11 protein-coding genes are annotated in these 11,643 nt (G+C 66.9%); 5 read left to right on the forward strand and 6 right to left on the reverse strand.

Annotation, left to right across the window (positions count from 1 at the left end; translation table 11 throughout):
- Positions 1-42: 42 nt before the first annotated feature.
- The gene (gene ahcY, locus ABDZ92_RS04890; RefSeq protein WP_125959931.1) at positions 43-1,485 is read right to left on the reverse strand and encodes an adenosylhomocysteinase; all 1,443 of its coding nucleotides are present in this window, start codon (positions 1,483-1,485) and stop codon (positions 43-45) included.
- A 106-nt stretch (positions 1,486-1,591) separates the two neighbouring features.
- A complete protein-coding gene (locus ABDZ92_RS04895; RefSeq protein WP_125959746.1) occupies positions 1,592-2,152 on the reverse strand; it encodes a YqgE/AlgH family protein in 561 nt (186 codons plus the stop codon).
- Positions 2,153-2,262: 110 nt separating this feature from the next.
- On the opposite strand from ABDZ92_RS04895, the gene ABDZ92_RS04900 reads away from it, so the two are divergent.
- From ABDZ92_RS04900 to ABDZ92_RS04910, 3 genes are all read left to right on the forward strand, one after another.
- Entirely contained in the window at positions 2,263-2,745 is a 483-nt protein-coding gene (locus tag ABDZ92_RS04900) for a peroxiredoxin (protein WP_125959747.1), read from the forward strand.
- A 136-nt stretch (positions 2,746-2,881) separates the two neighbouring features.
- A complete protein-coding gene (locus ABDZ92_RS04905; RefSeq protein WP_125959748.1) occupies positions 2,882-3,256 on the forward strand; it encodes a hypothetical protein in 375 nt (124 codons plus the stop codon).
- Positions 3,257-3,377: 121 nt separating this feature from the next.
- On the forward strand, positions 3,378-4,814 hold the full coding sequence (locus tag ABDZ92_RS04910; protein WP_125959749.1) for an AMP nucleosidase: 1,437 nt from the start codon (positions 3,378-3,380) through the stop codon (positions 4,812-4,814).
- A 71-nt stretch (positions 4,815-4,885) separates the two neighbouring features.
- Here ABDZ92_RS04910 and ABDZ92_RS04915 read toward each other — a convergent pair whose 3' ends face one another.
- From ABDZ92_RS04915 to ABDZ92_RS04925, 3 genes are read right to left on the reverse strand one after another with little or no spacing between them, the layout of a single operon-like run.
- A complete protein-coding gene (locus tag ABDZ92_RS04915; protein ID WP_272695092.1) occupies positions 4,886-6,730 on the reverse strand; it encodes a M2 family metallopeptidase in 1,845 nt (614 codons plus the stop codon).
- 56 nt (positions 6,731-6,786) lie between these two features.
- Positions 6,787-7,548 carry an alpha/beta fold hydrolase gene (locus tag ABDZ92_RS04920; protein ID WP_125959751.1) on the reverse strand — a complete coding sequence of 254 codons (762 nt, stop codon included), beginning with the start codon at positions 7,546-7,548 and terminating at the stop codon, positions 6,787-6,789.
- On the reverse strand, positions 7,529-7,972 hold the full coding sequence (locus tag ABDZ92_RS04925) for a GFA family protein (RefSeq protein WP_125959752.1): 444 nt from the start codon (positions 7,970-7,972) through the stop codon (positions 7,529-7,531). Before ABDZ92_RS04925 ends, ABDZ92_RS04920 begins: the two co-directional genes overlap by 20 nt.
- 117 nt (positions 7,973-8,089) lie before the next feature.
- On the opposite strand from ABDZ92_RS04925, the gene ABDZ92_RS04930 reads away from it, so the two are divergent.
- Positions 8,090-9,757, forward strand: coding sequence for a M28 family metallopeptidase (locus ABDZ92_RS04930; RefSeq protein WP_164521195.1), 1,668 nt, complete (start codon positions 8,090-8,092; stop codon positions 9,755-9,757).
- A 147-nt stretch (positions 9,758-9,904) separates the two neighbouring features.
- The gene (locus tag ABDZ92_RS04935) at positions 9,905-10,531 is read left to right on the forward strand and encodes a YitT family protein (protein WP_125959754.1); all 627 of its coding nucleotides are present in this window, start codon (positions 9,905-9,907) and stop codon (positions 10,529-10,531) included.
- A 42-nt stretch (positions 10,532-10,573) separates the two neighbouring features.
- Here the strand turns inward: ABDZ92_RS04935 and ABDZ92_RS04940 are convergent, their stop codons facing one another.
- Entirely contained in the window at positions 10,574-11,602 is a 1,029-nt protein-coding gene (locus tag ABDZ92_RS04940) for an aspartate-semialdehyde dehydrogenase (RefSeq protein ID WP_125959755.1), read from the reverse strand.
- Positions 11,603-11,643: the final 41 nt, after the last annotated feature.

An 11,643-nucleotide genomic window follows, 5' to 3' on the forward strand; every position in this document is an offset into this window, starting at 1 on the left:
CACCCCGCCCTGTTCTTTGCCTCCGCAGTGCGGCAGCGTCGCTTAGTAGCGGTAGTGGTCCGGCTTGAACGGGCCCTCGACCGGCACGCCGATGTAGTCGGCCTGCTTCTGGCTGAGCTTGGACAGCTTCACGCCCAGCTTCTCCAGGTGCAGCGCCGCGACCTTTTCGTCGAGGTGCTTGGGCAGGACGTAGACTTCGTTCTTGTACTTGTCGGCACCGGTCCAAAGCTCGATCTGCGCCAGCACCTGGTTGGTGAAGGACGAGGACATGACGAACGACGGGTGACCGGTCGCGCAGCCCAGGTTCACCAGGCGGCCTTTGGCGAGAACGATGATCTTCTTGCCGTCGGCGAACTCGACCTCGTCGACCTGCGGCTTGATCTCGGTCCACTTCAGGTTGTTGAGGCCCGCGATCTGGATCTCGCTGTCGAAGTGGCCGATGTTGCACACGATCGCCATGTTCTTCATCGCGCGCATGTGGTCGAGCGTGATGACGTCGGCGTTGCCGGTCGCGGTCACGAAGATGTCGGCGCGGGTGGCCGCGTCTTCCATCGTCACGACCTCATAGCCTTCCATCGCCGCCTGCAGCGCGCAGATCGGGTCGACTTCGGTCACCAGCACGCGCGCGCCGCCGTTGCGCAGCGACGCCGCCGAGCCCTTGCCCACGTCGCCGAAGCCGGCGACGCACGCCACCTTGCCGGCGAGCATGACGTCGGTTGCGCGGCGGATCGCGTCGACCAGCGATTCCTTGCAGCCGTAGAGGTTGTCGAACTTCGACTTGGTCACCGAGTCGTTGACGTTGATCGCCGGGAACGGGAGCTTGCCCTGCTTGGCGAGCTCATAGAGGCGGTGGACGCCGGTGGTGGTCTCTTCCGACACGCCCTTGATCGCGGCAACCGTCTTGGTGAGGTAGCCGGGACGCTCCTTGAGGAAGCGATTGAGCGTCGCGACGAAGATCTCTTCCTCTTCGTTGGTCGGCGTGAACAGCGTCTCGCCCGCCTCGACGCGCGCGCCCCACAGCGCGAACATCGTCGCGTCGCCGCCGTCGTCCAGGATCATGTTGCAGGTGGTGTCCTGACCCCAGTCGAAGATGCGGACGACATAGTCCCAATATTCCTCCAGCGTCTCGCCCTTCACGGCGAACACCGGGATGCCCGACGCGGCGATGGCGGCGGCGGCATGATCCTGGGTCGAGAAGATGTTGCACGACGCCCAGCGCAGCTCGGCGCCGAGCTTCGCCAGCGTCTCGATCAGCACTGCCGTCTGGATCGTCATGTGCAGCGAGCCGGTGATGCGCGCGCCCTTCAGCGGCTGCGACGCGCCGAATTCCTCGACCAGCGACATGAGGCCGGGCATCTCGGTCTCGGCGATCTCGATTTCCTTGCGGCCGAAGCCGGCAAGGCTGATGTCCTTGATGACATAATCCTGGGTGTCGAGCACGGTGGCCACGAAGTATCTCCTGTCGAACCGGTGCGCGCCCAACATGGCGCGCGGCATGCCGCGCCAGTAGCCGAGGCCCCGCGCGGGCGCAATCAGCTATATAAAGAGTTCTTTATATGTCGCGCGTCCGAAGCGGTGCCGAACCGGGCGCTCAAGCGGTGCCGGTCGCCGACACCAGCAGGCGCGGATCGATGCCGGCGGCGATGAAGCAACGCTCCCACCGCTCCCCCGCGGGCACGTCGTACAGGAGGTCGGTTTCCGAAGGCGTGTTGAACCAGCCGTGGCGCGACAACTCGCCTTCGAGCTGCCCCGATTCCCAGCCGGCGAAGCCCAGCGCGACCAGGAACCGCTCCGGCCCCGTGCCTTCGGAGATCGCGCGCAGCACGTCGATCGTGCCAGAGAGCGACCACCGCCCCGCCACATCGATCGTGTCCTGCCCGCCCCAATCCTTGCTGTGGAGCACGAAGCCGCGGCGGGGCTCCACGGGGCCGCCGACATGGACCGGCAGGTCCGCCACCAGGTCCGTCCGCAACTCGAACTGGCGCAGCAGATCGTGCAGCCCCAGCCCGTCCACGGTTTCGCCGACGCCAACCCCCATCGCGCCCTTTTCATCATGGGCGCAGATCGCGATCACCGCATGTTCGAACCGCGGGTCGCCGATGCCGGGCATCGCCAACAGGAACTGACCGACCAGAAACGCTGCTTTATCCATGAGTTGGAACATAGCGCCGGGTCCGCCCTTCCGCCACCGCTTGAAAAGCCGCTTCGACGCACCCTAGCTACGCGCGCGCACCCGGCCGGGGGCGCAACAGGGAGAAATTCATGACCATCCAAGTGGGCGACCGCCTGCCCGACGCCACTTTTGCCAAGGTAACGGCCGACGGCCCCGAGCAGGTCGATACCGCCAGCTTCTTCCAGGGCCGTCGCGTCGCCCTGTTCTCGGTGCCGGGCGCCTTCACCCCCACCTGCTCCGCGCGCCACCTGCCGGGCTTCGTCGAAAAGGCCGCCGAGATCCGCGCCAAGGGCATCGACGAGATCGCCTGCACCGCCGTCAACGACGCCTTCGTGATGAAGGCCTGGAGCGACGCCAACGCAGTGGGCGACAAGGTGACGATGCTCGCCGACGGCAACGGCGCCTTCGCCCGCGCGGTCGGGCTGGAACTCGACGGGTCGAAGTTCGGCATGGGCACGCGCGCGCAGCGCTATGCCATGGTGATCAACGACGGCGTGGTCGAGGCGCTCCACGTCGAGCAACCCGGCGAGTTCCGGGTAAGCTCGGCCGAGCATTTGCTGGAGACGCTGTGAGGCCGGCACTGCTTCGCTGACGCGTGGCACGGGAACGGCGGAGCAGCCGTTCCCGCACCTCCCCACCGGAACCGCCGCAAGGGCCACGAGTTGGTTTCTCGTTACGCGACCACATTGACCGATGGGAGGCACCCCGATGAACGCAACCACGTCGACCAACACGAACGGCACCACCGAGGCCGAGAAGACCAGCTTCGCCGACAAGGCGCACGTGCAGCTCGACAAGAGCAAGGAAGCGATCGCCGATGCCGCCGGTCGCAGCAAGGAAGCGATCAGCGGCGCTGCGAAGAGCACCACGGCCGCGGTCAAGAAGAAGCCCGGCACCACCGCTGCGATCGTCGCAGGTGCGGCCGCCGCCATTGCCGGCGCAGCGTTCGGTGCGTCCAAGCTGATCGACAAGAAGAAGACCGGCGCAAAGACCAAGTCGGCGAGCGGCACCGGCAGCAACTCGAGCGGCAAGTCGGCTTCCAGCAAGAGCGGCAGCACCGCCAGCAAGTCCAACAGCAAGTAAGCCCGCGAGCGGCGAAGCCGCGTTTCGCGCGCCGCCGGTGCCTGCGAGGGCACCGGCGGGCTTTGCCTCCGTCCTTGCGCCTGGGCTTGCGCGCTGGCGCCGAACGCTTTAGCGGCAGAGGATGACGCAAGCTTCAGACATCGTCGATCGCCTGGATCGACTCTACAATGCTTCCGTGGATCGGCTGCGGAGCGCCCTCGACACCTATCTTCGCGATCGTACGCCGCCGCCGAGCTCCTCCCGGCTGGACGGCACCTTCGCCTATCCCGAACTCCGGCTGAGCTATCGCGGCGGCGGCGACCTGCCGACGCCGATGCGGTCGTTCGCCCGCCTGAACGTGCCCGGCGAGTACCGCATCACCGTGACCAAGCCGGCGATGTTCTCCGACTATCTCCAGGAACAGCTGTCGCTGATCATGGAGAGCCACGACGTCGAGGTGAGCGTCGCGCAAAGCCGGCAGGAAATCCCCTTCGCCTATGTGCTCGACGCCGGCCACGCGCTGAGCCTCGACCAGGTGACCGCCGCCGAACTCGCGCGGCACTTCCCGGCGACCGAGCTCGCGCATATCGGCGACGAGATCGCCGACGGCCTCTGGATCCACGAGGACGGCAACCGCCCGCTCGCGCTGTTCGATGCGCTGCGCACCGACTTCTCGCTCGCGCGGCTACGCCACTATACCGGCACCCCGCCCGAGCACATCCAGCGCTACGTGCTGTTCACCAACTACCACCGCTATGTCGACGAGTTCGTCCGCTGGGCCTGCTCGCAGCTCGGCGAAGGCAGCCGCTACACCGGGGTGTCCGGCGCCGGCGGGCTGATGATGTCCGCGGGCGACGACGTCGACAAGCTGGTGACCGACAGCGCGTGGCGGCGGCACCAGATGCCGGCCTATCACCTGATGGCGCCGGATCGCAGCGGCATCACTTTGGTCAACATCGGCGTCGGCCCCTCCAACGCAAAGACGATCTGCGATCACCTCGCCGTGATGCGGCCGGAGGCGTGGCTGATGATCGGCCATTGCGGCGGCCTGCGCCCCAGCCAGCGGATCGGCGACTATGTGCTCGCCCACGCCTATCTGCGCGACGACCACATCCTCGACGACGTGCTGCCGCCCGAAATCCCGGTTCCGGCCATCGCCGAAGTACAGCAGGCGCTCGCCCGCGCCGCGGAGACGGTGTCCGGCCAGTCGGGCGACGAACTCAAGCGCCGCCTACGCACCGGCACCATCGTCACCACCGACGACCGCAACTGGGAACTGCAATTCTCCCGCTCCGCGCTGCGCTTCTCGCTCAGCCGCGCAGTCGGCATCGACATGGAATCGGCAACGATCGCGGCGCAGGGCTATCGCTTCCGCGTGCCCTATGGGACGCTGCTCTGCGTCTCCGACAAGCCGCTCCACGGCGAACTCAAGCTGCCCGGCCAGGCCAACCGCTTCTACGAGCGCGCGATCAACGAGCACATGCGGATCGGCATCGAGACGTGTGAGGAACTACGGCGCGAGGGCAACCGCCTCCACAGCCGCAAACTGCGCGCGTTCAACGAACCGCCGTTCCGGTGAGCCGAACCTGGCGGTAGTCAGGGAAGGATCAAGGGGCTTGCACGGTGGGCACCGTGCAAGCCCCTTGTCGTTTACCACCCCTTGGGCTTGCCCTTGTTCTGCTGGTCGAGCCACGTCTTAAGCGGCGCGAAATAGTCGACCATCGCCTTGCCGCTCATCTCGCGGGTGCCGGTGAACGCCTGCAGCGCCTCCGGCCAGGGCTTGGAGGCACCCATCTCCAGCATCTTGTTCAGCCGCGCGCCGACCTCCTTGTTGCCGAAGAAGGAGCAGCGGTGCAGCGGGCCCTTCCAGCCGGCCTGATCGCACGCCGCCTTGTAGAACTGGAACTGGAGGATGCGCGCCAGGAAGTAGCGGGCATACGGGGTGTTGCCCGGGATGTGGTACTTGCCGCCCGGATCGAAGCGGCTTTCGTCGCGCGCCACCGGCGGCACGATGCCCTGGTACTGGAGGCGCAGCGCGTCCCAGCCCTTCTGATACTCGCCGGTCGGGATCTGGCCGGAGAAGACGCCCCAGCGCCACTTGTCCATCAGCAAGCCGAACGGCAGGAACGCGACCTTGTCCATCGCCTGGCGGAGCAGGAGGCCGATGTCCTTCTCGGCGCCCGGCACCTGCGCGCGATCGAGCAGGTTGATGTTCACCAGATAGTCCGGCGTGATCGACAGCGCGACGAAGTCACCGATCGCCTCGTGGAAGCCGTCGTTGGCGCCGTTCATGTAGAGGAACGGCTGCCGGTTGTAGGCGCGCTGGTAGTAGTTGTGCCCAAGCTCATGGTGGATCGTGACGAAGTCGTCCGAGTTCACCTTGGTGCACATCTTGATGCGGATGTCGTCCTTGCTGTCGATGTCCCAGGCGGAGGCGTGGCAGATCACCTCGCGATCCGCCGGCTTCACGATCTGCGAACGCTGCCAGAAGGTCTCTGGCAAGGGCGCGAAGCCGAGCGAGGAGTAGAAGCCCTCGCCCGCCTTCACCATCTTCACCGGGTCGTAGTTCTTCGCCGTCAGCAGGTCGCCGATGTCGTAGCCGAGGTCACCCGTGCCGGCGGGGGCGACCACGTCATAGATGTTGCCCCATTCCTGCGCCCACATGTTGCCGAGCAGGTCGGCACGGATTGGCCCGGTCTTCGCCTGCACGGCGTCGCCATATTTCTCGTTGAGCTTCCAGCGGACATAGGTGTGGAGGGAGAGGTAGAGCGGCTCGACCTCCTTCCACAGCTTGTCGGCCATCTGCGCGAACTGCTCGGGCGGCATGTCATAGCCCGAACGCCACATCGCGCCGACGTCGGAGAAGCCGAGCTCCTTCGCCCCCTCATTGGCGATGCCCACCATCTGGGCATAATCCTTGCGCATCGGTGCGCCGACATTGTCGTGCCAGCTGACCCACATCTCCTTGAGCTCATTGGGGTCGCGGCTGCTGCCCATCGCCGCCTCGATGTCGGATCCGTTGATCGGCTGGCCACCCTTGGTGCCCCGGCCCTTGCCGTAGGAGGATGCCATGCGGGTGCTGATGTCGGACAGCTGCTGGGCCGCACCCGGACGCGTCGGGGCAGGCAGCGTGAGGCCGTTCTTGAGGATGTCGAGCTTGCGGCGGGTGTCGTAGGACAGCCCCTTCACCCCGTCGAACTTCGCCGCCTCCAGCGCATAGCGCACGCCCATCTCGGTGCCGATCGCGCCGGACTTCGCGGCCAGCGCATCGGTGTCGTCGGTGATGTAGGTCGCGTTCACCCAGGCGATGCGCGAGGCGTCGAGCGAATAGTCAGCAGCCTCCTTCTCGGCGCGCGCGACCAGGGCGTCGGCATCGGCGGCAGTCGGCGCGGCGGTGCTGGCCGCCGGCGCGGAGGGTGCGGCTTGCGCGAACGCCGGTGCGGCAGCGGCAAGCGAGAGGGCGACGGCAAGCGTCGAGGCAGCGGTACGGAACATGGAACCCCCGGGTACGGAACGAATGTGCGCAACCTGCGCGCCCGCCCCGCCCGCGGTCAAGCGCCCAGGAAGTCTGCGATCGCCCGGCCCAGCTCCGGCTTGGTCACCGCGCTCATGTGTCCGCCCGGCACCTCGCGCAGCGTGGCGTTCGGCAGCAGATCCGCAAGCGCGGCATGGCTGCCGTTGTCGCTGTCCTCCTCGCCCGCGACCACCAGTGTCGGCTGCCGGATTGCGGCGATTTCCTCGCGAGACGTATCCACGAAGGTGCCGAGGATGCCGAGCAGCGCGATCGGATCGCCCTTGGTGGTCTTCAGGAAGGCTTCGGCCAGCCACTCGGGGGTGCCGCGTTCGTGCTTGCCGAGATTGGTGAGGATGTTGCGGAAGTGGTCGGCCCGGCCGCTGGTGCCGGTCAGCCCCTCCAGCCCCATGCCGGCGACTACCAGCTTGGCTGGCGCCGCACCGCGCGCGACCATCCGTACCGCGGTGCGCCCGCCCAGCGAATAGCCGGCCAGGTCATAGTCGCCGAGGCCCAGGTGCCGGACCAGCGCCTCGCCGTCCTGGGCCAGGGCGTCGGGCGGATAGGCGGCAGGATCGTGCGGCCGGGCGCTCTGCCCATGCGCGCGCAGGTCCGGCATGATGACCCGGTAGCCCTTGGCCGCAATCTTGGCGGCGTGGCCGTAGCGGATCCAGTTGGTGTAGGCGTCGCTGAAATAGCCGTGGATCAGCAGCAGCGGGCGGCCGCTGCCGCCCTCATGCCAGGCGATCTCGGTACCGTCGAAGCTTTGGAAGCGGTGCGTCTCAGTCGGGAAGTCTGCCAACGATTTTCATCCACCTGTCGCGCGTGGCCGGGTTCTCGTCGGCGCGATATTCGGGCAGGCCGCGCGTGTCGAGCCATTGCGCGTGCCAGCTCTCCACCCCGAAGTGGTGGCGCGGCTGGAAGCGGCCCGGCGCATCGAAGCTGCCGACCGTCAGGTCCAGGTTCTCGCTGTCCGGGAACTCGAACGTCAGGGGCGTGCCGCATTCCCGACAGAAGCCGCGGCTGGCGATCGGGGAAGAGGCATAGCGATCGGGCTCCTGCTCCCACACCACCTCCGCCTTGCGGACGTTCTTGAACGCGATCGAGACGCCGCCGGTCGCGCGCTGGCACATGCGGCAGTGGCAGAGATAGGCATCGTCGTCGTGGATGGTGACGCGATAGCGCACCCGCCCGCACTGGCACCCGCCGGAAACCGTCTCGCGCATCGCGCTTCTCCTGCACCCGTTTGCTGCACCACCTCGACATTGTGCGCCGCTTGGGCATCAATGTCGAAGGGGCATCCGTCCCCTGCCATCGTCGCTTCGCCAGGAGTCGTTCCGCCCATGCCCTTCCGTTCCACGCGTTCTTCGCTGCGCCTTCTTGCCCTCGCCGCGCTTGTCGGCACGTCCACTGCAGCGATCGCCGCGCCCGCCAAGAAGCCCAGCTTCGACGTCGCGCGCGTCTCCAACGACATCAAGACGCTGTCGAGCGACGAGTATGAGGGTCGCGGTCCCGCCACCCGCGCCGAGACCAAGACGATCGAGTACATCGCCGCGCAGTTCAAGGCAGCGGGACTGAAGCCGGCCGGCGACAAGGGCAGCTTCTTCCAAGACGTGCCGTTGCTGAAGTCCGATATCGTCGGCACGCCCAGCCTGGCGATGGCGATCGGCGGCACCGCCAAGCCGCTCACCCAGGGCAATGAGATCGCGGTGCGCGCCGCCTCGACCGGCCAGACCTCAGTCCAGCTGAACGCGGCACCGCTGGTGTTCGTAGGCTATGGCGTGAAGGCGCCGGAGCGCAACTGGGACGACTTCAAGGGCGTCGACCTCAAGGGCAAGATCATGGTCGTGCTCGTCAACGACCCCGATTTCGAGGGCGGCGAAGGCGACTTCGGCGGCCGGCTGATGACCTATTACGGCCGCTGGACCTACAAGTATGAGGAAGCGGCGCGCCAGGGTGCGGCCGGCGTGCTGGTGATCCACGAGAGCGAGCCCGCCTCCTACGGCTGGGCGACGGTCAAGAACTCCAACACCAACACCATGTTCGACATCGTCCGCGCGAACCCTGCCGCCGCGCACACGCCGATGGAAGGCTGGATCCAGAAGGATCTCGCCGCCGACTTGTTCAAGGCGTCGGGCACCGACTTCGAGGCCGCGAAGGCCGCGGCGCGCAAGGCGGACTTCCGGCCCATGCCGCTCAAGGCGACGATGACCGCCAGCTACCAGGTGAAGCCGGAGATCATCACCTCCCACAACGTGGCCGGCATCCTGCCCGGCAGCCGCCACCCGGACGAAACCGTGATCTACTCGGCGCACTGGGATCACCTGGGCATCGGCGCCCCGGATGCGAAGGGCGACACCATCTACAACGGCGCGCTCGACAATGCCTCGGGCACCGCGGCGCTGATGGAACTCGCCCGCGCCTATGGCAAGGGACCGAAGCCCGACCGGTCGATCCTGTTCCTGGCGGTGACGGCGGAGGAAAAGGGGCTGCTCGGCTCCGAATATTACGCCGACAACCCGCTCCGGCCGCTCGCGACCACGGTGGGCGCGATCAACATGGATGGGCCGTTCGCGGTCGAGAAGACCACCGACTTCAGCATTTCGGGTGCGGCCAAGCTCGACCTGCTGACCATGCTCACCGAGGAAGCCGCCAAGTTCGGCCGCCACTACACGGCCGAGGCGCGGCCGGAAGCGGGGAGCTTCTACCGCTCCGACCACTTCCCCTTTGCCAAGCGTGGCGTGCCGGCCATCTCCTATGATGCGGGCCAGGAACTGGTGAACGGCGGTGCCGCACGCGGCAAGGAGCTGAGCGACCTCTACACCCGCGACCGGTACCACCAGCCCGCCGACGAATATGACGCCGGCTGGAACACCAGCAGCTGGGAAGGCGACCTGACGCTGCTCTACAATCTGGGCGATCGCCTGGCGAACGGCCGCGTCTGGCCGAACTGGTCCGCCGATAGCGAATTCCGCGCCACCCGTGAGGAGACCGCGTCGCAGCGCAAGTAAGGCCGTGATCGGGAGCGGCTGGGCGCCGCTCCCGCCGGCTCGGTGGCACGTCCCATGGACGCAGCGCCAAGCCGGCGATAGGAGCCCGTCAAAACAAGCGCATCAGGAGAGGCATGTCCTGCCGAGGCCCCCTTTTCGGAGCCCTTGATGACGTCTGCCCGCCGCCCTTCCCCTTCCGACGGCATTCCGCACAGCAGTGCGGAGGATCTCTATGCGATGTTCGTCGGCTGCACGCTTCTGGTGCTGGGGCTGGTGTTCCTGAAAGCGGCGGGACTGGTGACGGGCGGCATCGCCGGCATCGCGCTGCTCGTCTCCTACCTCGTGCCGCTTCCGCCGGGCGTGCTCTTCACGATCATCAACCTGCCCTTCTTCGCCTTTGCCTGGAAGGTGATGGGCGCGCGCTTCACGCTGCGCTCGATCGCGGTGAACGCGGGCATCGCGCTGTTCTCGGCGATCCGTCCCTACGCCTTCGAAGTCGGCACCGTGCACCCGTTGTTCGCGGCGCTGGTCGGCGGAACCGTGATCGGCATGGGGATCCTGTCGCTCGCGCGCCATGACGCCGCCGTGGGCGGGACCGGTGTGCTGACGCTCTGGCTGCAACGCGAACGCGGCTGGAACGCCGGGCGCACCCAGATTGCCCTCGACGTGGTGATCCTCGCGCTGGCGATCCCGGTGGTGTCGGCCCAGCAACTCGGCTGGTCGATCCTCAGCGCCGCGGCAATCAGCGGCATCCTGATCGCCTGGCATCGGCCGGGCCGCTACACCGGCTATTGAGCGACGTGGCCGCCCCGGCGCGGAGCCGGGGCAGCCAGAGTATCAGGCAGCCTTCTTGAGGTGCCGGCGGCCGAGCAGCTCGGCGATCTGCACCGCGTTCAGCGCCGCGCCCTTGCGCAGGTTGTCGCTGACGCACCACAGCACCAGGCCGTTCTCGACGGTCGAGTCCTCACGGACGCGGCTGATGTAGGTCGCGAACTCGCCGACGCACTCGATCGGCGTGATATAGCCGCCGTCCTCGCGCTTATCGACCAGCATGACGCCGGGCGCCTCGCGCAGGATGTTCTGCGCTTCCTCGGCGGAGATCTCGTTCTCGAACTCGATGTTGATGGCCTCGGAATGGCCGACGAACACCGGCACGCGCACGCAGGTGGCGACCACCTTGACCTTGGGGTCCAGGATCTTCTTGGTCTCGACCACCATCTTCCACTCTTCCTTGGTCGAGCCGTCGTCCAGGAAGCTGTCGATGTGCGGGATCACGTTGAACGCGATCTGCTTGGTGAACTTCTTCGCCTCGGCCGGGTCGCCGACGAAGATGTTGCGGCTCTGCTCGAACAGCTCGTCCATGCCCGCCTTGCCGGCGCCCGACACCGACTGGTAGGTCGCGACGACCACGCGCTTGATCTTGGCGGCGTCATGCAGCGGCTTCAACGCCACCACCATCTGCGCGGTCGAGCAGTTCGGGTTCGCGATGATGTTCTTCGCGCGATAGCCGTCGATCGCCTCGGGGTTCACCTCCGGCACGATCAGCGGCACGTCCGGGTCCATGCGATACAGCGACGAATTGTCGATCACCGTGCAGCCGGCGGCGGCGAATTTGGGTGCGTAGACCTTGGTGGCTTCGGAGCCGATCGCGAACAGCGCCATATCCCAGCCGGTGGGATCGAAATGCTCGATGTTCTGGATCTTGTACTGCTTGCCGGTCTCGCCAAAGTCGACCGTGTCGCCGACCGACCGCGACGAGGCGAGCACCGCCAGTTCGTCGATCGGAAACTCACGCTCCGCCAGGATGTTGAGCATCTCCCGCCCGACATTCCCGGTCGCGCCTGCGACCACCACCCGATAGCCCATCACTCACTCCACTCGCATTGTCGCCGCGGCGCTAGACCTTC

This window comes from Sphingomonas molluscorum, from assembly GCF_039522995.1.
GTDB classification, from domain to species: Bacteria; Pseudomonadota; Alphaproteobacteria; order Sphingomonadales; family Sphingomonadaceae; genus Sphingomonas; species Sphingomonas molluscorum.

Excerpts from the sequence above, each read along its gene's own strand:
- ABDZ92_RS04940 (WP_125959755.1), bottom strand. The coding sequence starts at position 11,602 with ATGGGCTATCGGGTGGTGGTCGCAGGCGCGACCGGGAATGTCGGGCGG.
- ABDZ92_RS04895 (WP_125959746.1), bottom strand. The coding sequence starts at position 2,152 with ATGGATAAAGCAGCGTTTCTGGTCGGTCAGTTCCTGTTGGCGATGCCC.
- ABDZ92_RS04925 (WP_125959752.1), bottom strand. The coding sequence starts at position 7,972 with ATGCGCGAGACGGTTTCCGGCGGGTGCCAGTGCGGGCGGGTGCGCTAT.
- ABDZ92_RS04915 (WP_272695092.1), bottom strand. The coding sequence starts at position 6,730 with ATGTTCCGTACCGCTGCCTCGACGCTTGCCGTCGCCCTCTCGCTTGCC.
- ABDZ92_RS04935 (WP_125959754.1), top strand. The coding sequence starts at position 9,905 with ATGACGTCTGCCCGCCGCCCTTCCCCTTCCGACGGCATTCCGCACAGC.
- ahcY (WP_125959931.1), bottom strand. The coding sequence starts at position 1,485 with ATGTTGGGCGCGCACCGGTTCGACAGGAGATACTTCGTGGCCACCGTG.
- ABDZ92_RS04930 (WP_164521195.1), top strand. The coding sequence starts at position 8,090 with ATGCCCTTCCGTTCCACGCGTTCTTCGCTGCGCCTTCTTGCCCTCGCC.
- ABDZ92_RS04900 (WP_125959747.1), top strand. The coding sequence starts at position 2,263 with ATGACCATCCAAGTGGGCGACCGCCTGCCCGACGCCACTTTTGCCAAG.
- ABDZ92_RS04905 (WP_125959748.1), top strand. The coding sequence starts at position 2,882 with ATGAACGCAACCACGTCGACCAACACGAACGGCACCACCGAGGCCGAG.
- ABDZ92_RS04910 (WP_125959749.1), top strand. The coding sequence starts at position 3,378 with ATGACGCAAGCTTCAGACATCGTCGATCGCCTGGATCGACTCTACAAT.